Here is a 22,880-nt window from a genome sequence, read left to right as displayed (position 1 = left end):
TTATGCGTAGTGTTCGACGGATTCGAGCGAAGCCACGGCGAAGCCGTCTTCGGTGAACAAATGACAGACCGGTGCAGGCGCCCGGAAGGCAGCCTGATCGCCCTGCTTCAGACGCGTGTCTCCAGGCGCCTTGGCGATCAATACGATGCCCTCGCCTTCTTCAAGGTGGACATAGCTGTGCTCACCGAGTTGCTCGACGAGCGAGACCGCGCGGGTCAGCAACGAAGATTCATGGGTGGTATCGGCAGGGGCTTCCTGAACCCCTTCGACCATTTCCAGATGCTCAGGCCGCACGCCGAACGTCACAGGCTGCCCGACCCCAAGCGCTGCCCCGTCGACGCTCACACGCACGGTCTCGCCGCTGCCATCGAGCTTCACGCTCACGCCGCGGGCGTCGATCGAGGCAACCTTCCCCGGCAAAAAATTCATCCGGGGCGAACCGATAAAGCCGGCCACAAAGCGGCTCTTCGGACGGTGATACAGCTCGAGCGGCGCGCCGATCTGGGCAATGCTGCCGTAGCGCTCGGTGTCCTTGCCGGCGTGCAGCAGCACGATCTTGTCGGCGAGCGTCATGGCTTCGATCTGGTCGTGCGTCACGTAGACGACGCTCGCCTTGGCAAACTGCTTGTGCAGCCGGGCGATTTCGACGCGGGTCTGACCGCGCAAGGTGGCATCGAGATTGGAGAGCGGTTCGTCGAACAGAAACACGCCGGGTTGGCGCACGATGGCGCGGCCGATCGCCACGCGCTGCCGCTGCCCACCCGACAAAGCCTTGGGACGCCGGTCCAGCAGCGCTTCGAGTTGCAGGACGCGCGCCGCTTCCCGCACCTTGCGGTCGATTTCGTCCTTGGGCGTTTTGGCGAGTTTCAGGCCGAAGGCCATGTTCTCGAACACGGTCATATGCGGGAACAGCGCGTAGCTCTGGAACACCATCGCTACGCCACGCTGGGCCGAAGGCACGGCGTTGACGAGCTGACCGCCGATAAAGAGATCGCCATCGCTCACGTCCTCGAGACCGGCGATCATGCGCAACAAGGTGGACTTGCCGCAACCGGACGGGCCGAGAAACACGCAGAACTCGTTCTCGCCGATCTCGAGATCGACATCGCGAATGACGGGTGCACCGTCACCGTACGATTTTTGGACGCCTCTTAACGAAATGCTCGCCATTGCTCCGTCTCCGTGATTTAATCGGCTCGAAGTCGGAGATTAAGCGCTTAATCTGTTCGGCCGAAAAAAATTGACCGCGTGCGATCAATGGCCTGCAGCGTCTCCGAAATCTTGCTGTCTGTGCGATTAATGGTGCCGTGCCTTCATGCCGGACGCAAATTTTGAGAAACAGTCCCACATACTGAACAACCATGCCAACACTGAGCGAAGTCGCACGCCGCGCCGGTTGCACCCCCGCCACGGTGTCGAACGTGCTGCGCAATCGCGGCCGGGTCGGCGCGCAGACCCGGCAACGGGTGCTCGATGCCGTCGAAGCGCTCGGCTATCAGCCGCATCTCGCGGCACGAGCACTCGCCGAGGGCCGTGCGCCAACCATTGCATTGATGGTCTCGAGCATCGCCAACCCGTTCTATCCCGAGTTTGCGCTGGCGGTCGAGCGTGCGGCGCGCAGCAGCGGCCACTTTCTGATCATCTGCAATACGAACGAAGATCCGCTGGCAGGCCGCGCGTATCTGGAACAGATCGCCGGCACACTCTCCGAAGGCGTGCTGGTCATGAACGCGAATCTCGACTTCGCCGATCTGCACAAGACCGAGGCGCGCGGCGCGCCGGTCGTGCTGTGCATGTGGGAACGTCCGAACGAGCCGCCCGGCCTGCCCTGCGTGGCGGTCGATTTCAGGCTCGCCGGGCAACTGGCTGGGCAGCATCTGCTCGAACTGGGGCATCGGCGCATCGGCGCCATCGTCGGCAGCAAGGTGGCCGGCATCCATGCGGCACGTTACGAAGGATTCCTCGACGCGCTGCGCACTGCCGGTCTCGATGTCGCGGATTCGCCCGTGCGCTACGCGCCGGACACGACCCAGGGCGGCTATCGTGCGACCCGCGAATTGCTCGAAGCGGATCCCAGTCTGACCGCGATCCTCGCAACCAACGACCTGCCCGCGCTCGGTGCCCTGCATGCAGCCGCCGATCTCGGTTTGCAGGTGCCGCATGATCTCTCCGTGGTCGGCATCACCGACATCCGGCTCGCCCAGGAATCGCGGCCTGCGCTGACCACCATCGCCGTGCCGACTGTCGAAGCGGCCGAACTGGCGGTGTCCTTGCTGCGTGAACTGATCGAGGCATCGCCGCGCGGCGTGCGGGCTAACGGCGACGCGCCGCGGATGTGTGTCACGTCGGAGCCAAAGCTCGTCGTGCGCGGCTCGACACGCGCGCCTCGCACCGCTCAGGGTTCCTGACTATTCGCTGGCCGGCCAGGGCAGATGCGGCGCGGACCAGTCGAGTTCCGTGCCGACCACCGAGCGCATTTGCGGCGACTGGATCGCCACCGTCACCGCGACGCACGGCCGTCCGCTCGCGAGCGACAGATAAGGATTACTGGCTACCGGCACGCCCGGCAGCAGCACCGCGTTGCGGAAATACGGGCGATGGTCCCAGCGCGCATCGCGCGGATCGGAGACCGGCTGCAACGTGCCGGCAAGGCTCGTGCTCGCGACGCCAGCCACTTCGGGTCCGATCTGACGCCCCCGGTCATCGAGGATGAAGCAGCTGATGCAGAGGTCGTGCTGCGACAGATCGGCAAACGCATCCTCCATGGCGATGCCGCTCAGCAATGCATCGGCGGCGCTGCGCAAAGCGAACCGGTACGGCTCGACCTTGTTCTCGAACAGCGCATGCAGATGTGCGCGGCCCTGCGCAATCACATCGAACGAGCGGTCGATCATCCGGTTGACCGCGTCCGGCGGCGCGATTCTGGCAGCCGGCCGGCCCAGCAGATAACCCTGCGCGAAATCGACATTCGACTCGACGGCCAGAATCAGTTCCTCGGTCGTCTCGACACCCTCGACCACCACCAGCATGCCCGCCTGATGCAGCAAGGAAACGAGTTTGGGCAGGATCGAATGCTGGGTGTCCGGAATCGTCGCGCGAATCAGCTCGCCGTCCAGCTTGACGAAGTCCGGACGGATGCGGAACAGCCGGTCCAGGTTCGATTGACCCGCGCCGAAGTCGTCCACGGCAATCAGAAAGCCGTGCTGACGATAACGCGCCGCGGCACGCGACATCTCGTCGACGCTGCCGCCATGCGACTCGAGAATTTCGAGGACGATCTTCTCCGGCTCGAGTGCGGCCGAGCGCACGATCGCGGCAAGCTGGTCGGCATACCCATCTGCGACGAAAGTGGCCGGCAGGATGTTGAGAAAGATCCACGCTTCGTCGGGTATCAGTCGTTGCGCGTTGCCAAGGTGCACCACGTGGCTGGCGCGATCGAGCTCGCCTTCGTCGCTGAGCGGCCGGGGCGCAAACAGCACCGCGGGGGGCACCAGTGAACCATCGCTCTGCTCGCCGCGCAGCAGCGCCTCGAAGCCGACCTGCTTCTGATGCGACAAGCTATAGAGCGGCTGAAAGTGCGACGTCAGGTAGTAGTCTTCCCATCTGGGCCGTGCGCTTCCCGACGGGTCGGCCGGGTCGCCGGCAAACAGCAGGTGCAGCGGATCGAACGGACTCGCACGCTCGGCACAGACGCGATTTCTGCCGGACTGTTTGGCGCGCAACAGCGCTTCGTCGGCGCGGTCGAGCAAGGCCATGATGCTCTCTCCCGTGCGATGCTCGGCCACGCCGAAGCTTGCAGTCACGTAACCATCCGGGCGAGCGATACGGGAGACCGCGCCGCGCAAACGTTCAGCCAGTTCAAGCGCGGACGCCAGCCCCTCGCGCCGCAAGATCGCGAACTCCTCCCCGCCGATACGGCTCACGCTGTCCTGTGCGATGGTCTGATCCATCAGCACCTGGGCGACTTCATAAAGCGTCTGGTCGCCGGCAGCATGGCCGAACTGGTCGTTCAACGACTTGAAATAGTCGATGTCGACAAAAATCGCGCAGACCTTGACGCCTTCAGCGAGCTTAGAGAGGCGCCGCTCGGCCTGCTCCATGAACGAACGGCGGTTTTGCAGGCCGGTCAGCGGATCGGTCGCAGCCAGCTCGGCAAGGCGGTTCTCCAGCAGGAAGTGATCGCGCCGGAACCAGTAGAAGCCGAAATGGAACACCGACGCAGTCGGCACGCCGATCGCCACCCATAGCAACGTCACGACGTTCACATCGTGCGTATACCCTTGCCTGAACAGCAGCGGTAAACCGCTTGCGTAGAATACGACTGTGCCGACAAAGAAGTGCGTCGGCGTGAGCCAGAGCGGCGCCGCGCAGATCGGAATCACCAGCAAGGCAGGCAGCGCCCACAGTAACGGCTCATTCAGGCCATCGACGTTCAGCGCGATCAGGATCACCAGCACCAGCGTAAACCCAACCCCGAGAGCGCCGAAGATTCCGGTGGTGCGCGCCTTGCGCACGCCCGCCACCAGCAGCGCCAGCATCGCGACACACGCGAGCCGGTAAGAAATCGAAATGGTGGGGCCGGCTACGAGGCTGCGTGCCAGCACGAACAACAGGGCAGCCACGACCGTAGACGCCATCGTGATCGTCGAAAGCGGGCGCTGCTGGTCAAGCGAACGTCGATGAAAGCGGTCACGCAAATGGGCATCGGTCATGTGTTGCGCGTGGATGGGGAGCATGTTGATAGAAGTCAGCCTGGTTCCGTCACTCTGCCGCTGGTTAACGGCATATGTCTGACAAATATTAATGCCCTCATCAAAAACAAATTTCCGCGGCGAGCGGCGTCGCGCCAGCCACGCCACTGGGCGGCGCGCAGGTCACTCTTACCGCAAGCAAAGCGTCGGCTAGCAGAGCACTTATTCGCGGCGCGGCAGGTGCGTCAATGATGCAACCGCACAACAGTCCTATGCGTCGATCAACGGACCCAAACCGTTTCAATTCGAGGTCGTTCGTTTTCGTCCTCGCCCTGTACGCCTTCGTGCGTAACGGATCGGAAAAAAATTCGCGCAAAGTTTGCTTCTGTTAATGCGCAGTGTGCGCAAGGCCATATAACTTCACGCCGGACGGTGGTAGCGAAATATTTATCTCTTAAGTAGACTGCAGATAAAGAGGCGCCGATCAACATACAGCACGCAGCACAGGTAAAAACAACCGTCGGCACGTGCCACGCACGCCTTACCAAAAATCACTTTCAGATGTCCGGCTTCAGACACCCGTTTTAACGACGGATAAACAGCAGACGGTCATCCTTTTCGGAAAACATGGTCCCTATTCTCGACTACCTGCTCGACCGCCAGATCTCCCCTCAATGGCGCGGCTTGCTCACTGCATTGGCAGAAGAGTTCGAAGCGCAGATCGGGCAAGGCGAACTGCGTCAGTTGATGTATCGCGTCGGTTGCCGTTTTGCAGCGGCGCATCCCTTGCCGCCCTGCGGCTCGACTGCCGATCTCGCCGAGGCATTCAACGCGCGCTGGCAGGAAGCGGATTGGGGTTACGTGGATCTTTCCGACGAACCGGATTACCTGCGCATCGCTCACTCGTGCGCGCCGTTGCATGCTTTCGGCTCCGCCGCGCTCAGCTGGACGCCCGCCTTTCTCGAAGGCGTCTATCAGACCTGGCTCAGCGCACTCGGTGCAGAGGGTCTGTCGGTCGCGCAAGCGAGCGAGTTCGATGAGCACGCAACGATCGAATTCAGGCTTGGCCGCCAGCCGGCATGAGCCCAGTCAGGGGATGGACTTCTACTGGCTGTGACGGCCGTAGAAACGGGCAACGCAAGACAAGACAGACATGAACAACATGGCGGCGACATGAGTCCTTCGAGCGATATCGAAACCCTCTTCGGGCATTTCGGCGGGAATGCCAGCGACTATCAGGAGATCGGTCGCGAGAACGAGGCCAGCACGGCGCGCACGCGCTGGCCGCTGCTCGTCACGCTGGATCTGACGCAACCGTCGATTCCGGCGATCGTGCAACGGCGCGATGCCGCTTCGAAACAGGCCGACGACGCCGCGCAGGCGCAGGCCGCTGCAGACGACAAGCCCGAGGCGTCCGTCTCCGCCGACACGCCGCTGACCGGGCCGGCACTGATGCGCAGCAAGGCGCCGTTGTTTGCGCGGCCGCATCGTCGCAACATTCCGCCGGTTGCCAATGTTGTGAAAGCGGACGGACCGCGCGGTGCAGAACGCTTTTCGGCGTTGCCGCAGGTTGCCGATCCGCAGGTTGCCGCAAGCCAGACCGCCGCGCCGGTAGCAGCGGCAGCGGCCGCGGCCATTGCACCGGCTGCGTCGATTCCGACGGTCCCACCCATCCCGCCGGTCGTGGCATCGACAGCTCCCGGTTTTGCTTCTATCGCTCATATGGGCAACGTGCCGCCGGTAGTGGCTCCGGCCACTGCGCATGCTGTTCCCTCGCAACCGGCGGCTGCGCCCGCTCTGCGCGCGTTCGCACCACCCGCCGCGCCGCTGTTTTCTGCGAAGTTCGCGGGGGCCGGTGTCTCGCGCGTCCCGACCACCTCGTCCAGCTTTACCGCCGGGACGCCGCGCGCAGCTGTAGCGGCACCCGCACCCACACCCGCCCCGGCAGTCGCCACAGCACAGCCTGGGTCGATCCTCGGCAAGCTGTTCAAGCCAGCCGCGCACAACCCGGCTTCAGCCACCGCAACACCCGCGCCTCAAAACACAGCGGCACCGCTCGCTTCAGTATTCGATCGTTTGCGCGGTGAGGCACCCGCCGCGGCAACGCCTGCTCCCCACTCGTGGCTGACCAACGGCCCACGTCGCTCATGAAAGTCATTGCGGTCGTATCGGCGAAGGGTGGGGTCGGCAAGACCACCCTTGCTGCCAACCTGGCTTCCGTTCTCGCCACCAGCGGCCGGCGTGTGATCGCGCTCGACCTCGACCCGCAAAACGCGCTGCGCCTGCATTTCGGCGTACCGCTCGACAGCATCGACGGCCTCTCGCGCGCCACCCTGAGCGGCGACGCGTGGCAGAGCGTCATGTTCGACGGCGTCGATGGCGTCACGGTGCTGCCCTACGGCGCCGTTCTCGAAGACGACCGCCGCCGCTTCGAAGCGCACATCGATCACGATCCGCTGTGGCTCGCGCATGCGCTCGCCACGCTACGGCTCGAAGCCTCCGACATCGTGGTCATCGACACACCGCCAGGCTCGTCGGTGTATACGCGCACAGCCCTGTGCGCGGCGACCTTCGCGCTGAACGTGGTGCTGGCGGACGCCGCCTCCTACGCAGCGATTCCGCAGATGGAGCGGATGATCGAAACCTACGCCTCGCCGCGTCCGGAGTTCGGAGGGGTCGGCTACGTGATCAACCAGGTCGACCAGTCGCGCCAGTTGACCAAAGACGTCCTCAAGGTGCTGCGCCATCTGCTCGGCGACAAGCTCTTCCCTGGAGTCATCCATCAGGACGAAGGCGTCAGCGAGTCGCTTGCCTGCGACACCACGCTGATTCACTACGATCCGCTCAGCCAGGCAGCCGTCGATTTTCGCTCCTGCGGCCAGTGGCTGATGTCGCGAATCGACGCGATCGCTGTTTCGCCGAGGAGTGTTGCATGAGCACACCGCAATCAGAGGGCATCGATACCGCCGCGCCACCTTCGCGGCTCGAGCGCATCGTCGACGCGCGCCTGTGGGGCAGCACGGTCGTCTCCGTCTGCCTGACGCTGTTTGCGCTGGTGATCCTGTACTTCGTGTTCACCGTGCCGCTGGCGTTCTACGAGCAACTGACCTTCGCGACCTGCTGCTTTATCTGCGCGCTGCTGTTTCGCCGCCTGCAGGGACGCTATGCGACGCTCGTCATGATCATGCTGTCGGTGGTCGCGTCGGGCCGCTATATGTTCTGGCGGCTGACGGCCACCACCTACTGGGAGCATCCGCTCGACGCCGTCTGGGGTCTGCTGCTGGTATCGGCCGAGGTCTATTCGACCATCGTGATGATGCTCGGCTACTTCCAGACCGCCTGGCCGCTCAAGCGCGAGCCGATGCCCTTGCCGGCCGACCGCAACGCATGGCCGACCGTCGACGTGTTCATCCCCACGTACAACGAGCCGCTCTCGGTCGTCAAACCGACCATCTACGCAGCGCTCGCACTCGACTACCCGGCCGACAAGCTGTCCATCCACGTACTCGACGACGGCCGCCGTCCGGAGTTCAAGGCGTTCTGCGAGGAAGTCGGCGTGCACTGGACGATCCGCACGCACAACCGCCACGCGAAGGCGGGCAACATCAACGAAGCACTGAAGATCACCAGCGGCGAGTACCTCGCGATCTTCGACTGCGATCACATCCCCACCCGCTCGTTCCTGCAGATCGGCCTCGGCTGGTTCCTGCGCGACAAGCTGCTGTCGATGCTGCAGACGCCGCACCATTTCTTCTCGGCCGACCCGTTCGAGCGCAACCTCGGCACCTTCCGCAAGGTGCCGAACGAAGGCGAACTGTTCTACGGCCTCGTGCAGGACGGCAACGACCTGTGGAACGCGACCTTCTTCTGCGGTTCGTGTGCGTTGCTGCGCCGCTCGATGGTGGAAGAGATCGGCGGCATCGCAGTCGAGACCGTTACGGAAGATGCGCACACTGCGTTGAAGTTGCACCGCCTCGGCTACACCACCGCGTATCTGGCGATTGCCCAGGCGGCGGGGCTCGCCACCGAAAGTCTCTCGGGCCACATCGGCCAGCGGATCCGCTGGGCGCGCGGCATGACGCAGATCTTCCGGATCGACAATCCGTTGACCGGCAAAGGCCTGAAAATCGGCCAGCGGCTGTGCTACCTGAACGCGATGATGCACTTCTTCTACGGTGTGCCGCGCCTCGTGTTCCTGACTGCACCGCTGTCGTTCCTGTTTTTCGGCGCCCACGTGATCGAAGCCGCGGCCGGCACGATCGCGATCTACGCGCTGCCGCACATGATGCATGCGAGCATCACCAACTCGCGCATGCAGCGTCTGTTCCGCCATTCGTTCTGGGCGGAAGTCTATGAATCGGTGCTGGCCTCGTACATCACCGCGCCGACGCTGCTCGCGCTGATCAACCCGAAGCTCGGCAAATTCAACGTGACGGCCAAGGGCGGCCAGATCGAAAAGAACTATTTCGACTGGGCGATCTCGCGTCCCTACCTGTTCCTGCTGCTGCTGAACCTGCTCGGCTTTATCGTCGGACTCGTGCACATCTACCTGCGGTGGGACGTGTCCAGCGAAGTCAAAACCACCGTGCTCAATCTGGGGTGGACCGGCTATAACATGCTGATCCTCGGCGCGAGCGTGGCCGCGGCAAGCGAGCGCCGGCAGATTCGCGCCGTGCACCGCGTGGCCATGAAGATGCCGGTGATGCTGAAGTTTTCGACCGGCCGCACGCTGGCTTGCCAGACCATCGACTACTCCGAAGGCGGCGTCGGCGTCGAGTTGCCGAACGGCATCCAGGTGCCGATGCACGAACGCGTCACCGTGTCGCTGTTCCGCGGCGATGAGGAATACGCGTTCCCGGCCACGGTCGGCTTCACGGCACCCGGCCGGGTCGGCTTGCGCTTCGATGCCATGTCGCGCGAGCAGGAATACGAGTTCGTGAAGTCGACGTTCGCGCGCGCCGATGCCTGGATGGGCTGGGCCGAAGGCCGCCCAACGGACACCCCGTTGCGCGGACTCTCGCACGTCCTGCTGGTCGGCGTACGCGGCATCGCCGGCCTGTTCGAACACCTCTATGAAGATCTGCGCGGCTCGATGCGTAGCCGCCCTATCGATGTCAAAAAGCTGGAAACGAAAAAAGACTGACTTATGGGCCATGGGATTGCGCGGACATACCAACAACACTTGCAAGGCGAGCACGGCATGACAGGATGGGCATTGCGCTTGCGCTCTAGCCGCCTCGTTCGCGGACTTGCCTTATGGCTGGCTTTTCAGACCGCGTTCGCGGTGCCGTTGGCGTCGGCTGCGGAGCTCGTCGCCGGTGCGCCGCATGGCGCCGCCGCGCCGCCCGGCACGCCCGACGCCACTGGCGTGGGGAACGTGCCCGCGCCAAGCGCCGCAATACCACTCGATCCGAATGCGATCACCCAGCCCGCACTGGCAACGCCGACTCCGGCGCTCGCGGCGTCCTCGGTGAAAGCGCTCGGCATCAAGACGCCGACCACCGCGGAACCCGGCACGCTGGTATCGGGCGGACGTCGCCAGACGCTCACCTTTGCCGACTTCGGCGCGCTCGATCCGCTGCAGTTGCGCGGCACCGAAGGCCAGAACGGTATCGCCTTCTCGGTGCGTAACGACGAAGTAGTGACCGGCGCGATCCTGCATCTGATCTACAGCTACTCGCCGGCTCTGCTGCCGAGCATCTCGCAACTGAAGGTGCTGATCAACGGCGAAGTCGCGGCAACGCTGCCGGTGCCGCACGAGCAGGCCGGCCTGCTGGTGGCGCGCGACGTGTCGATCGATCCGCGCTTCATCACCGAGTTCAACCACCTCAACGTGCAGTTGATCGGCCACTACACCGAACGGTGCGAGGACCCGGCGAACTCGTCGCTGTGGGCCACCGTCAGCAATGCGAGCTCGCTCGATCTGACCTACGCGTCGCTCACCAGCAAGCCCGATCTCGCAGCGCTGCCGCAGCCGTTCTTCGATCGCCGCGATGTGCGGCGCCTCGAGCTGCCGTTCGTGTTCCCGGCCAAGCCTGGCGACGAAACGCTGGAAGCGGCGGGTATCGTGGCGTCGTGGTTCGGTGCGCTGGCTGGCTATCGCGGCGCGCTGTTCCCTGCCCAGGTCGACGAAGTGCCGCTGTCGGGCAATGCCGTGATATTCGCCACTGCCGACCAACGGCCCGCCGGCGTGACGATTCCCGCGATCTCCGGACCGACCATTGCGGTGGTGGACCGCGAAGCTCCAGCGCGCGGCAAACTGCTGCTGGTGCTCGGGCGTAACGAAGCCGAACTGAAAACCGCCGCGAAAGCACTCGGTGTGGGCCAGAGCGTGCTCTCGGGCGAAAGCGCGACGATCACACAACTGAACGAACTCGCCCCACGCGCTCCGTACGACGCGCCGAACTGGCTGCCCACCAACCGGCCGGTGCGTTTTGGCGAACTGGCCGATGCCCGCGATCTGACCGTCTCCGGCTACGATGCCGACGCCGTGCGCGTCAACCTGCGCGTGCCGCCCGATCTGTTCATGTGGCACACCAAGGGCGCGCCGATCGACTTGCGCTACCGCTATACCGTGCGGCCGACGCCGGACCGCTCTTCGCTGAACATCAGCATCAACGACGGCTTCGTCCAGGCGCTGCCGATTCCGGCGCGGCCCGCCTCGGTGTTCGAGCTCGGCCACTATTTCAACAACATCCTGCCGGATAACACCGCTGACGCGCGGCGCACTGTCCATATTCCGCCCCTGCTGCTGACGCCGCGGGCACAGTTGCGGCTGCATTTCTACTACGACATTCCGAACACCGGCGAATGTCACGGCCGCTTGCTCGACAACGTGGTGGGCTCGATCGATCCGAACTCGAGCATCGACCTGTCGTCGTTCCCGCATTACATGGCGTTGCCCGATCTGGCCGCGTTCGCCAACAGCGGCTTCCCGTTCACGCGGATGGCCGACCTCTCTGAAACCGCCGTGGTCTTGCCAAACGATGCCGACTCGAGCGACTACAGCCTGTACCTGCTCGAGATGGGCCGCATGGGTGCCTCGACCGGCTACCCCTCTACGGGCGTGACCGTCACGAGCGCCGACCAGGTTGACCAGAACGCCAACAAGGACCTGCTGATTTTCGGCTCTCCGGACCGTCAGCCGCTGTTGCAGCGCTGGGCCAAATCGATGCCGTTCTCGAGCGATGGCGACTCGCGCACGTTCGAGCTCTCCGACATCGTCTTCAAGCTGGAAGACTGGTGGCATGGCGAACGCGGCGTGGAACGCGCGCCGGCGCGTGCGGACCTGTCGCTCGTCAGCTCGAACGGCGCGGCCCTGCTGACCGGCTTCGAATCGCCGTTGCAGAAGGGTCGTAGCGCCGTCGCGTTTGTCAGCGCCGCGGGCCAGTCGGATGCGGACCTGAGCTCGGCCCTGCTCGACGCCGACGTGTTGCCGCAGATCCAGGGCGCGATGGCCGTGATCCACGGCCGCAGCGTCACGATCACGTCGAACGGCGTGGCTTACTACATCGGCCATCTGTCGCCGCAGGAATATATGCGCTGGGCGCTGTCGTCGCACCCGCTCCTGCTGCTGCTCGGCGGCGTCCTCGCCGCGCTGATCATCGCCGCGCTGTTCTACCGTGCGCTGCGCTCGATCGCCGCGCGCCGCCTGAAGGATTGATATGGCGGTCAAACTCAACACGGCGCCCGTGGCACTTGCATTCGGTCTCGTTGCGTCCATGACGTCAGCGGCCATCCCGGCTGCGGCCGCCGCGGCTACGGCCCCGGCTTCGACTTCCGCGCAGTGCGACTGGCCAGCGTATCGCACCTTCGTCGAACACTTCGTGCAGGCCGACGGGCGCGTGATCGACTATTCGACGCCGACCCAGCAAACCACCTCCGAAGGCCAGTCGTACGGCATGTTCTTCGCGCTGGTCGCGAACGATCGCGCCACTTTCGACCGGCTGCTCGACTGGACTCGCACCAACCTCGCCGGCAACCAGTTCGACGCGCAGAACCTGCGTCTGCCTGCATGGCAATGGGGCAGGAAGCCGGATGGCTCGTTCGGCGTGCTCGATCCGAATTCTGCTTCGGACTCCGATCTGTGGATCGCCTACGATCTGTTGCAAGCGGGCCGTTTGTGGCGCGACACGGGCTATACGAAACTCGGCGAAGCACTCGCCGCGCAGATCGTGAGCAAGGAGGTGACCAGCCTGCCCGGCCTCGGTCCCATGCTGCTGCCCGGCCCGCAGGGCTTTCAGGCCGGCGGCGTGACGCGCCTGAATCCCAGCTACCTGCCGTTGCCGGTGCTGCGTGCGCTCGCCAAGGCGCAGCCGGGCGGCCCGTGGAACAAACTCGCCGATAACGCGTACCAGCTCGTCAAAACAACGTCGCCGCAAGGTTTCGTGCCCGACTGGGCTGCATGGCGCGCCGGCCAGTTCGTGGTCGATCCGAAGAACGGCGACACCGGCAGCTACGACGCGATCCGCGTGTATCTCTGGGCCGGCATGACGGCTTCTGCCGATCCGCTCGCCAAGCCCTGGCTCGCCGCCCTCGGCGGCATGCGCAATCAGGTCGCCCAGGCGGGCTTCCCGCCCGAGAAGGTCGCGGCGACCACCGGCAGCGTCAGCGGCGAAGGACCGCTCAGCTATTGGGGCGCACTTGCGCCTTACTTCAAGGCGCTCGGCGACGAGCGCGGCCTCGGACTCGCACGCACCCACCTGGCGGCGCTCGACAACCCCGTCGCAGGTCACGAACCAGTCTATTACGATCGTGTGCTGGGCTTGTTCGGCACCGGATTCATCGACGGCCGCTATCGCTTCGACGATGCCGGCCGCCTCGTGCCGAGTTGGAGAAACGCATGCGATTGAGCGCCCTCGCGCTGGCGCTGAGCCTCGCTAGCGTCGCTGCGGCGACGCTGCCCACCACCGCTTTTGCCCAGGCTTCGTCTGATCCGCTCAACGTGCTGATCGATCAGGGCAAGTACTGGCAAGCGCACCACCGCGGCGACCTCGCCGAGCAGGCGTGGCAGAAAGTGCTGCGCATCGATCCCAAGCAGCCCGACGCCCTGTTCGGCATGGGCATGGTGCTCGCCGACCGCAAGGACGGCAGCGGCGCGCAGCAATATCTGGCGCGCCTGCGGGCAGTCGCGCCGAACTATCCGACCATCGACGATCTCGGCCGGCGCCTTGGCGAAAGCAGCGTGCGCGACCAGACCGTCAACGACGCCCGGCGCCTGCAGCAAAGCGGCCAGGCGGCAAGCGCCGTGCAGGAATATCAGCGCGCGCTGCAAGGCAAACCCGCTACGCCCGAGCTGCAGCTCGAGTATTACCAGGCACTCGCAGCCACGCCGCAAGGCTGGGACCAGGCACGCCGCGGACTGCAGCAGCTCGCACAACAGAATCCGGACGATCCGCGCTACGCGCTCGCATACGCTCAGCATCTGACGTATCGCGACGTCACGCGTCGGGAAGGTATCGGCCAGCTCGAGAAGCTCTCCGGTGACAACACGGTGGGCCCAGCCGCACGCAAGAGCTGGCGACAAGCGTTGCTATGGCTCGATGCACGCGCCCCCGACGCCCCGCTCTATCAGAGCTACCTGCAACTTACACCCGATGATGCCGCGGTCAAGGCGCGCTTCGATTCGATGGTGCAACAGGACAGCGCTGCGCGCGAACGCGCCCAGCAGAACGCTGCCGTCGATGCACGCGGCCGCACGATCGCCGAAGGCTTCGCTGCGCTCGACCGCAGCGACCTTGCCACGGCGCGCGCCAAATTCTCTTCAGTGCTAGCGAGTAGTCCGAACGATAGCGACGCGCTCGGCGGCATGGGTATCGCCGCACTCAAGCAGGAACACTTCTCCGAGGCGCGCGACGACCTGGAGCGGGCCTCGCGCAGCGGCAATCCGGCACGCTGGAAAGACGCGTTGCTGAGCGCGACCTACTGGACCTATACCAGCGACGCGATCGGCGCACGCAGCAACGGGGAATTCGCCAAGGCCAAGTCGCTATTCGAGCGCGCCATTGCGATCAACCCGTCCGATGTCACCGCGCAGGTGCTGCTGGGCGAAATGCTGCTGAACAACGGCGATCCGGCCGGTGCGGAACAGGCATACCGGATGGCGTTGCGCCGCCAGGCGGACAACCCCGACGCGATTCGCGGCCTGGTCGGCGCACTTGCTGCGCAGGGACGCGGCGACGAAGCGCTGCAGTTTGCCAATCAGCTCAATGCCGAACAGCAGTCGAAAGCAGGCGGTATCGATCGGCTGCGCGGCGAAGCGCAGGCCGCCCAGGCGCGTGCCGCCGAGGCGCGCGGCGATCTGGGTGCGGCACGCAGTCTGTTCGAAGACGCGCTGCTCAGCAATCCTGACGATCCGTGGATGCGCCTCGACCTCGCGCGCATTTACGTGCGCCAGGGCGCGATCGGCAACGCGCGCAGCATGATGGACGGACTTCTGGCAGCCCATCCCGACATGACCGATGCGCTCTATGCGAGTGCGTTGCTGTCGGCGGAAACCGAGGACTGGTCAACCGGCCTCTCGCAACTGGACCGGATTCCGCCGGCCCAGCGCACCGACGCCATGACGACGTTGCAGCACCGCCTGTGGGTACATCAACAGGCGAGCCTCGCGATCCAGATGGCGAAGCACGGCCAGACCCAGCAGGCCTTCGCGACACTCGCCGCCGCGGAACCCGTGGCAGCCGGCAATCCGGAACTGATCGGCGTGGTGGCGTCGGCCTATCAGCAGGCAGGCGATTCGAACCGCGCACTGTGGCTCGTACGCAACGCCATGAGCGCCGCGCCCGGCAATACGGATCTGCTGTTGCAATACGCCGGCATCCTGCTCGCGACTCATCAGGATGCCGAACTGGGCACGGTGATGCGCCAGCTCGCCGGGATGCAGTTGACGCCGCAACAACGCACCGATTTCGGCAACCTGAATCTGACGATCGTCGTACGGCAATGCGATGCCGTGCGGCAGCGTGGCGACCTCGCAAGCGCTTACGACGTGATCGCGCCGTGGCTCGCGGCGATGCCTGACAATCCGGATCTGCAGGCTGCGCTTGGACGCCTTTATGGGTCGGCGGGCGATGACCGCAATGCGCTCGCCAGTTACCGCGTAGCACTTACGCGCCGCCCCGATGATCTGAGCCTGATGCTGGCGGCCATCCCTGCCGCTACAGGCGCGAAGGATTTCCGTTATGCAGAGGCGCTTGCCACCCAGGCACTGAATGCTGCGCCGGACGACCCCGGCGTGCTGGCAGCCGTTGGCCGCATGTATCGCGCCGAGGGCAAGCTGACGCTTGCGGCCACGTATCTGCAACGCTCGCTGGTCGCGGCCAACACACCCGTGGGTTTGGCCGCGCCGCGCGCCGGCTCGGCGAGCAATGTGCCACGCGGCTGGGAAGTGGCCATGCGCCGGATCGGCGCGACGCCGCTGCCCGGCACCAATCCGTTCGAAGGAAAAACCGCCGTCGATGTGCCGGCCGATGCCGCCGGCTCGAGTGGTACATCCAGCGCAGGCGCTGGCTTCAACGTCGGCGCACGGGCACCGGCGTATGCCGCGCCCAGCGCGTCCCCGTATTCGCAGTCTTCCTATCAGACGCAGACCGTGCCGACCTATCCGCCGCCTTCACAGCCCGCACCGTACGTAGCGCCCTATGTGGCGCCCACGGCGCCTGTCGCGCCTGTGGTCCCGTACACGACGCCTTATGGCGCGCCGTCCAGTGCGCCGAGTTCGAGTAACGCAGCGGGCGGCTACGGTCCCGACGACTCCGGTTCGTCCCAGGCGGGCGCACCCGGCGCCGTGCCCTTGCAACCGTATCCGGGACAGGGACAGGCGCCGATGCAACAGGCGCCGCTGCCGTATAACGCGCCTTATCCTGCGCAAGCGGCGACGCCGTATGGGGCGCCTGCGCCCTACGTGTCGACGCCGTGGCCGATGTCGCCTGCGGCACGCGAGGCGCAAGCCAATGCAGCGGCACAGCAGACTCAGGGCGGCTATGCGCCGCTTCCTGCGAATCAGAGCAAGTCTAGCAAGAAGCAGAAGACGGCCCGCAATCAGGCCACCACGCGCAAGGCGAACGGCGCGGGACAGGCGTACGCGCAAGCGCCGTATGGTCAGCAACAGGGTTATGGGCAGCAGCCGTATTACGGTCAGCAACCGTATCCGCAACAGCAGGGATATACGCAGCCTTACCCGCAACAACAGCAAGGGTATGCGCCGCAGCCGTATCCGCAGCAGGGGTATGGGCAACCGGCGTATCCTCAGCAGCCCTATGCGAATCAGGGAGCCTACGCGCAGCAGCAGCCGTACATTCCGCAACCGCCGGCGGGTTATGCACAGCCGTATTATCCGCAGGCTCCCGCTGCGCAAGCTGCGCCGGCTAGCGGCGGCAGCTATGCGCCGTCGCCGGTCAATGCTGCCAATTCGCAAACGCTTGGTGTTGCCGAGGAACTGGCGCAGGTCAATCGAGAGCAGACGAGTACGGTTTCCGGCGGCGTCGTATTTCGCAACCGCTCAGGCGAAGACGGTCTGTCCCAGTTGACCGATATCGAAGCGCCGATCCAGGGACGCATCCAGGCCGGCAACGGCCACATCGTTGTGACAGCCACGCCGGTAACCCTCGATGCGGGCACTGCGAGCAACCAGCTCTCGACGATCGCACGGTTTGGCTCGGGGCTCGCGCCTTATCTGCCTGGCAAAACGACAAGCTCGACCGAAGTGGTCGATGCAACCAATCAGTTCGGTTCGCAAAACGCAAGCGGCGTGGGTTTATCAATTGGCTATGAAGCCAGGAATTTCAAGGCCGACGTCGGCACGACACCGATCGGCTTTCCGATTGAGAACATCGTCGGTGGCGCCGAGTACGACGGCAGCGTGACCGACAAGGTGTCGTACACACTTGCCGTCGCCAGGCGCGCAGTCACGGACAGCTTGCTCTCGTACGCAGGTGCGAAGGACTCGGGGCAAAACCTCGAGTGGGGTGGCGTAACGTCGAACGGTGGTCTCGCCAGCATCGCCTGGGACGACGGCACGAGCGGTCTGTACGTGAACGGCTCGGGCCAGTATTACACCGGCCGCAACGTGGAAGATAACATTGCGGTTAAAGGCGGCGGCGGGGTTTATACGCGCGTCTATAAAGACGCCGATCAAACCTTCACTGTCGGCGTCAACACGACGCTCATGCACTACGACAAGAATCTGTCCTACTTCACGTATGGCCAAGGTGGCTACTTTAGTCCGCAGCAGTACGTCATCCTGAACCTGCCTATCGAGTACATGGGTCGCAACGGTCAATTCACTTACGACCTCAAGGGATCGATCGGCGTACAGCACTATCGCCTCAATTCTTCGCCGTATTTCCCGACGGACTCGACATTGCAGAGCGATGCCGCCACGAACATGGACAGCGTCACCACGACCACGCTCGACAGCGGCGCGATCTACCCCGGTCAGAGCAAGACGGGAGTCGCGTACTCATTTAGCGCAGTCGGCGAGTATCAGCTTGGGCCGCAACTGGCGGTGGGCGCGACTGCTTCGCTCGGCAATGCTTATCAATATCGCGAATGGCTGGCCGCCGTGTATGTGCGATATAGCTTCACGAAGCAGAATGGTTTGCAGCCGTTCCCGCCGACGCCTTTGACTTCGCCTTATGTTTCGTTGTCTAACTAGCAGATGAAGTAGCGAGGGGTGACGGGGCGGATATGGATTTTCCGTGACGTACTTCGCATGTGCCGGCCGGATAGCAGATGCCGGTCGGACACGCCACCCGTCTGCTCATACCAAGCGGGAATGCCGGCCGGAAACGTTGCGCCAGCTACGGTTAGCGGAGAGTGCGTGACTTCTTTCACCTGGTCGGTATGCTTGCTCATCAAACAATTCCTCCTTGAGCAACACCGTCACCCCCAGTAGTACGGGAGAAAAGAAAAACAGGGCTGTCGCCCCGGTTCTCAGGATTCCTCTCAGGCGGCAGAAGGCTCCGTGTCGCGCCGTAGCGGACCGAAGCCCAATGCTTGCCGCACCACACACCACTCCGTGGGCAGACTTCACCCGTATGCGCGACAGTACCCAAAGGCACCCGCCCATCCTTCGCGCTTTTGGCGGGAGCTAGAGGAAGCCCCGTCGCGGAGTCAAGGTTCTTCTCACGCGCAAGACGTTCAACAAGCTTCTCCTCGGGTCTCTGCAGTGGGTTCGCGGCGTCCTGCTCCTTCTGCCACTGGAACGTGCCATCCCACTCCGGTAGCTGCGCGGGAGGCAGCGGCACGATCTGGTCGATGTCCGGCACCTTGGGATTGAGACCGTCGCGGTCATTCAGAAATTTCCAGATCAAACCGTATCGGCGTGATCGTTCATGATCCTTAGGCTGTCCGATGTAAGACATCTCGTCCGATGGATTCGTATCGAAACCGAATCGCAAGAACCACGCGGATGTCGGGTCCCCGGATGCCACACCTGTTTGAAAAACACCAAGAGCGTCGGCATAGAGCTTGTCCGTCTTCAGATCAATGCCCAACTCATTGGCTGCATCGCGATTACCTTGATCAGTCGCGCACTGTCGCATCTGACGAGCGACTTCCGGAGCCCGATCCTTAGGCTCCAGCAGCTTTCCGACGTAGGCCTGGGCTTCCGGACTTCCCATATCTGCGGCCTTGCGAAAATAAATCCGCGCTTTCCTCTCGTCCTGCTTCACGCCATAACCGAGTTCGAGGTAGTGGCCCATGTCGTAGTAGCCGCCAGGGATGCCCGCAGCAATCAACTGTTCGGCCAGGTCAATCGTTTCCGTGGCCGCATGGGGAGACGATGCCTGTCCGGTGGAGACCAGCAATTGCAGGTTGTGGTTGGCCTTGTAATGACCGTACGCGGCGGCGATCCGGTAGTAGCGGGCAGCAGCATTGAAGTCCTTCGGGCCGGGTTTCTTTTCGAGGAACAGGGCATATTTGAACAGCGTATCGGCATGCGGATCGAGCGGCGGCAGGTGGTCCGCCTCGTGGACGCAGGTAAAGGCCAGTTTCGCGCGCACGGCGCTCCATTCGGCTTGAGTGGGCATCGGATTATCCTTGTTCGAACAGGCGCTGAGCATAAGCGTCAGGCAGATCGCAATTAATTTACTTCGTCTCTTCATCGTTCAGTCCAGCCGCAAACGGCTTTTGCCAGTCACATGGATCCAATGAGTGATGCGATGGGAGCTAGTCCGTTTTTCCGATTGCTGGCATTTCGAGAAATTATCAGTTCCCAATACTTGCTCGCGATTTGAAGGGCATCCTGTACCCCCTGCCCGTTTGTATGGATATTCCACAGGTGCCTGCGCAATGGCTGCGTCACATCCATCCGTTCGTGGTAGATGTCCAGTTCGCTATCCACCTCCATGCTGCGCCGGTTGACATTGGCCGAGCCGTGCGCTCTACGCTTGGTCGACGTAAGCCTTCAGAGTCCACGCCATATTAGTCTTGTGTGTGCGCATGCCAAGCAACCAGTCCAGTCCCGGAATGATGCGAGGATCGTTCAGGCCTAGGGTCGGTATCGTCTCGCCCTTGGTGAAACGACGCGTTGCCTCAGGGTTACGGATATCGAATGGCTGCACACACCAGACGCCGTCCTGCGGACAGACATTGCCAGGACTGACAAGCGTGCCGAGCGGCACTCGCTCAGCCTCCGCACTTCTGATGGGCGCAAGGGGGAGCCCCGTTACAGGGTCAAGGTTCTTCTCGCGCGCCAGCTTTGTAACCAGCGCATCGGCAGGCTTCTGCAGTGGTTGGGCGGCGTCCTGTTCCTTCTGCCATTGGAACGTACCATCCCACTCCGGTAGCTTCGCGGGAGGCAGCGGCACGATCCGGTCGATGTCCGGCACCTTCGGATTGAGACCGTCGTTGTCGTCGATAAACCTGCCGATCAGTTCATAGCGGCGTGAGCGCTCTGGATCCTGAGTAAGTGCTAGAAAGAAAAGCTTATTACTTGATGGTGGTCCACTAAACCCTTCTTGAAGGGCTAGTGCGGATTGCGTATCACCAGCTTTCACACCCTTCTGAAATGCCACGACTGCTTCGGGATACAGATTGTTGGTCGAGAAGTCTATACCAAGATAATTTGCAGCTTTGCCATATCCCTGGTCAGTTGCGCACTCCAACATCTGCCGCGAAATGTCCGGCGCGCGATCCTTTGGGGACAGCAGGTCGCCGACATAGTATTGCCCTTCGGGGCTACCGAGATCTGCGGCCTTGCGGAAATAGATCCTCGCCTTCCTCTCGTCCTGCTTCACTCCATAGCCGAGTTCGAGGTAGTGGCCCATGTCGTAGTAGCCGCCCGGGATGCCCGCAGCAATCAACTGTTCGGCCAGGTCAATCGTTTCCGTGGCCGCGTGGGGAGACGATGCCTGTCCGGTGGACACCAGCAGTTGCAGGTTGTGGTTGGCCTTGTAATGACCATGCGCGGCGGCAATCCGGTAATAGCGGGCGGCCGCATCGTAGTCTTTCGGGCCAAGTTTCTTTTCGAGGAATAGGGCATATTTGAACAGCGCGTCGGCCTGCGGATCGAGCGGCGGCAGGTGGTCCGCCTCGTGGGCGCAGGTAAAGGCCAATTTTGCGCGCACGGCGCTCCATTCGGCTTGGGTGGACATCGGATTATCCTTGTTCGAACAGGCGCTAAGCGCAAGCGCCAGGCAGATCGCAATTGATGTGCTTCGTTTCTTCATCGTTCAGTCCAACCGCAAACAGCTCGCGCCCGTCCACATGAAACCGACGAGCGACGCAAACGGCGTCTCGCCGTTTTTCTGCTTTCCTGCGTTCCGACTGATGATGTACTCCCACGCTGCGGCCGCAAGCTTCGGGTCGTCCGACGCGCCGTCTTCAATGCTATTGATATGGATATGGATATGGATATGGATATCCCACAGGTGCCTGCGTAGCGACTGCGTCACGTCCATGCGCTCATGACAGATGTTCGGTTCGCTGTCCACCTCCATGCTGCACCGGTTGACGTTGGTCGAACCGGGTGTCCTACGCCTCGTCGCTGTAGGCAACCAGGCTCCACGTCACATCGGTATGGTGCTGGCGCATCCCAAGCAACGCGTCGAGTCCCGGTATGGCACGCGGCTGGGTTATGGTGAGGCGCGGCATGATTTCCCCCTTGCCGATACGCCGTGTCGCGTCCGGACTGAGACCCGCCCATTGTTTCGCGCGCCAGACGCCATCCTGCGGGCAGAACTCGTTGGTGCGAGCCGTGGCGCCAAGCGGCAAACGGTTGTCCTTTTTAGCCGGCGTGAGAGGCAGGCCCGTCGCAGGGTCGAGGTTTTTCTCACGGGCCAGCTTTGTAACCAGCGACTCGGCAGGCTTCTGCGGTGGCTGGGCGGCGTCCTGCTCCTTCTGCCACTGGAACGTACCATCCCACTCCGGTAGCTTCGCGGGAGGCAGCGGCACAATCCGGTCGATGTCCGGCACCTTCGGATTCAGGCCTTGGTGAGCATCAAGAAAATTCCAGATCAAGCCGTACCGACGCGTGCGTTCAGAATCCTTGGATAGTCCAACGTAATAGAGTTTGTCCGACGGGTCCGAATCGAGCCCATATTGCAAAGCGAAGGCAGATGTCGCATCACCTGCAGCCACACCCTTTTGAAACGCCAGGACAGCTTGTGAGTATTGCTTATCTGTCTTCAGGTCTATAGCGAGGTAGCTGGCCGCCTTTCCGTATCCCTGGTCAGTTGCGCACTCCATCATCTGCCGCGAAACGTCCGGCGCGCGATCCTTTGGGGAAAGCAGGTCGCCGACATAATATTGCCCTTCGGGGCTACCGAGGTCAGCGGCCTTGCGGAAATAAATCCGCGCTTTCCTTTCGTCCTGCTTCACTCCATAGCCGAGTTCGAGGTAGTGACCCATGTCGTAGTAGCCGCCGGGGATGCCCGCGGCGATCAACTGTTCAGCCAGGTCAATCGTTTCCGTGGCCGCGTGGGGCGACGAGGCCTGTCCGGTGGACACTAGCAGTTGGAGGTTGTGGTTAGCCTTGTAATGACCATATGCGGCAGCTATCCGGTAGTAGCGGGCAGCAGCATTGAAGTCCTTCGGGCCGGGTTTCTTTTCGATGAAGAGGGCATATTTGAACAGCATATCGGCCTGAGGGTCGAGCGGCGGAAGGTGGTCCGCCTCGTGGACACAGGTAAAGGCCAGTTTCGCGCGCACGGCGCTCCATTCGGCTTGAGTGGGCATCGGATTATC

The 22,880-nt window shown here is 63.2% G+C and carries 15 protein-coding genes; 8 read left to right on the top strand and 7 right to left on the bottom strand.

The window, feature by feature from the left end:
- Complete coding sequence (locus tag P3T17_RS36625; RefSeq protein ID WP_429411815.1) at positions 1–1,170, bottom strand: ABC transporter ATP-binding protein; 1,170 nt, start codon at positions 1,168–1,170, stop codon at positions 1–3.
- A 191-nt stretch (positions 1,171–1,361) separates the two neighbouring features.
- On the opposite strand from P3T17_RS36625, the gene P3T17_RS36620 reads away from it, so the two are divergent.
- Positions 1,362–2,408 (top strand): LacI family DNA-binding transcriptional regulator, encoded by a 1,047-nt coding sequence (locus P3T17_RS36620; protein WP_429411813.1) that lies wholly within the window; start codon positions 1,362–1,364, stop codon positions 2,406–2,408.
- Here P3T17_RS36620 and P3T17_RS36615 read toward each other — a convergent pair whose 3' ends face one another.
- Positions 2,409–4,736: an EAL domain-containing protein gene (locus P3T17_RS36615; RefSeq protein ID WP_429411811.1), complete on the bottom strand. Its 2,328-nt coding sequence runs from the start codon at positions 4,734–4,736 to the stop codon at positions 2,409–2,411.
- 582 nt (positions 4,737–5,318) lie between these two features.
- Here P3T17_RS36615 and bcsD point away from each other — a divergent pair.
- The 7 genes from bcsD to P3T17_RS36580 all read left to right on the top strand — a co-directional run bounded on the left by bcsD (position 5,319) and on the right by P3T17_RS36580 (position 18,348).
- Positions 5,319–5,774, top strand: coding sequence for a cellulose biosynthesis protein BcsD (gene bcsD, locus P3T17_RS36610; protein WP_074268173.1), 456 nt, complete (start codon positions 5,319–5,321; stop codon positions 5,772–5,774).
- Between the two features lie 90 nt (positions 5,775–5,864).
- Positions 5,865–6,842, top strand: coding sequence for a cellulose biosynthesis protein BcsP (gene bcsP, locus P3T17_RS36605; RefSeq protein ID WP_429411809.1), 978 nt, complete (start codon positions 5,865–5,867; stop codon positions 6,840–6,842).
- Positions 6,839–7,627, top strand: coding sequence for a cellulose biosynthesis protein BcsQ (gene bcsQ / locus P3T17_RS36600; protein WP_074268171.1), 789 nt, complete (start codon positions 6,839–6,841; stop codon positions 7,625–7,627). Before bcsP ends, bcsQ begins: the two co-directional genes overlap by 4 nt.
- Positions 7,624–9,834 carry a UDP-forming cellulose synthase catalytic subunit gene (gene bcsA / locus P3T17_RS36595; protein WP_074268170.1) on the top strand — a complete coding sequence of 737 codons (2,211 nt, stop codon included), beginning with the start codon at positions 7,624–7,626 and terminating at the stop codon, positions 9,832–9,834. Before bcsQ ends, bcsA begins: the two co-directional genes overlap by 4 nt.
- A gap of 57 nt (positions 9,835–9,891) precedes the next feature.
- Entirely contained in the window at positions 9,892–12,354 is a 2,463-nt protein-coding gene (bcsB, locus tag P3T17_RS36590) for a cellulose biosynthesis cyclic di-GMP-binding regulatory protein BcsB (RefSeq protein ID WP_429411807.1), read from the top strand.
- A gap of 58 nt (positions 12,355–12,412) precedes the next feature.
- Positions 12,413–13,543: a cellulose synthase complex periplasmic endoglucanase BcsZ gene (gene bcsZ, locus P3T17_RS36585; protein ID WP_429411874.1), complete on the top strand. Its 1,131-nt coding sequence runs from the start codon at positions 12,413–12,415 to the stop codon at positions 13,541–13,543.
- Positions 13,534–18,348, top strand: a complete 4,815-nt coding sequence (locus P3T17_RS36580; protein ID WP_429411805.1) for a cellulose synthase subunit BcsC-related outer membrane protein — start codon at positions 13,534–13,536, stop codon at positions 18,346–18,348. The genes bcsZ and P3T17_RS36580 overlap by 10 nt, the downstream gene beginning before the upstream one ends.
- On the opposite strand, the gene P3T17_RS36575 is transcribed toward P3T17_RS36580, so the two are convergent.
- The 5 genes from P3T17_RS36575 to P3T17_RS36555 form a co-directional block, all read right to left on the bottom strand.
- On the bottom strand, positions 18,345–18,548 hold the full coding sequence (locus tag P3T17_RS36575) for a hypothetical protein (protein WP_429411803.1): 204 nt from the start codon (positions 18,546–18,548) through the stop codon (positions 18,345–18,347). The genes P3T17_RS36580 and P3T17_RS36575 overlap by 4 nt on opposite strands.
- Positions 18,548–19,723 (bottom strand): SEL1-like repeat protein, encoded by a 1,176-nt coding sequence (locus P3T17_RS36570; RefSeq protein WP_429411872.1) that lies wholly within the window; start codon positions 19,721–19,723, stop codon positions 18,548–18,550. Before P3T17_RS36570 ends, P3T17_RS36575 begins: the two co-directional genes overlap by 1 nt.
- Positions 19,724–20,077: 354 nt before the next feature.
- Entirely contained in the window at positions 20,078–21,289 is a 1,212-nt protein-coding gene (locus P3T17_RS36565) for an SEL1-like repeat protein (protein WP_429411870.1), read from the bottom strand.
- 78 nt (positions 21,290–21,367) lie between these two features.
- Positions 21,368–21,634 carry a phospholipase gene (locus tag P3T17_RS36560; protein ID WP_429411801.1) on the bottom strand — a complete coding sequence of 89 codons (267 nt, stop codon included), beginning with the start codon at positions 21,632–21,634 and terminating at the stop codon, positions 21,368–21,370.
- A 34-nt stretch (positions 21,635–21,668) separates the two neighbouring features.
- The coding region (locus P3T17_RS36555; protein ID WP_429411799.1) for an SEL1-like repeat protein at positions 21,669–22,880 on the bottom strand (1,212 nt) is incomplete at its 5' end.

This window comes from Paraburkholderia sp. GAS82 (assembly GCF_050436285.1).
GTDB lineage: Bacteria > Pseudomonadota > Gammaproteobacteria > Burkholderiales > Burkholderiaceae > Paraburkholderia > Paraburkholderia phenazinium_B.
Note: the sequence above shows the minus strand (reverse complement) of the source record. Positions and strands in the feature narration are given on the sequence as shown.

Coding starts and splice junctions, on each gene's coding strand:
- P3T17_RS36620 (WP_429411813.1), top strand. CDS start 1,362: ATGCCAACACTGAGCGAAGTCGCACGCCGCGCCGGTTGCACCCCCGCC.
- bcsD (WP_074268173.1), top strand. CDS start 5,319: ATGGTCCCTATTCTCGACTACCTGCTCGACCGCCAGATCTCCCCTCAA.
- bcsZ (WP_429411874.1), top strand. CDS start 12,413: ATGACGTCAGCGGCCATCCCGGCTGCGGCCGCCGCGGCTACGGCCCCG.
- bcsA (WP_074268170.1), top strand. CDS start 7,624: ATGAGCACACCGCAATCAGAGGGCATCGATACCGCCGCGCCACCTTCG.
- P3T17_RS36570 (WP_429411872.1), bottom strand. CDS start 19,723: ATGCCCACTCAAGCCGAATGGAGCGCCGTGCGCGCGAAACTGGCCTTT.
- P3T17_RS36615 (WP_429411811.1), bottom strand. CDS start 4,736: ATGCTCCCCATCCACGCGCAACACATGACCGATGCCCATTTGCGTGAC.
- P3T17_RS36580 (WP_429411805.1), top strand. CDS start 13,534: ATGCGATTGAGCGCCCTCGCGCTGGCGCTGAGCCTCGCTAGCGTCGCT.
- P3T17_RS36560 (WP_429411801.1), bottom strand. CDS start 21,634: ATGGAGGTGGACAGCGAACCGAACATCTGTCATGAGCGCATGGACGTG.
- P3T17_RS36575 (WP_429411803.1), bottom strand. CDS start 18,548: ATGAGCAAGCATACCGACCAGGTGAAAGAAGTCACGCACTCTCCGCTA.
- bcsP (WP_429411809.1), top strand. CDS start 5,865: ATGAGTCCTTCGAGCGATATCGAAACCCTCTTCGGGCATTTCGGCGGG.
- bcsB (WP_429411807.1), top strand. CDS start 9,892: ATGACAGGATGGGCATTGCGCTTGCGCTCTAGCCGCCTCGTTCGCGGA.
- P3T17_RS36625 (WP_429411815.1), bottom strand. CDS start 1,170: ATGGCGAGCATTTCGTTAAGAGGCGTCCAAAAATCGTACGGTGACGGT.
- bcsQ (WP_074268171.1), top strand. CDS start 6,839: ATGAAAGTCATTGCGGTCGTATCGGCGAAGGGTGGGGTCGGCAAGACC.
- P3T17_RS36565 (WP_429411870.1), bottom strand. CDS start 21,289: ATGTCCACCCAAGCCGAATGGAGCGCCGTGCGCGCAAAATTGGCCTTT.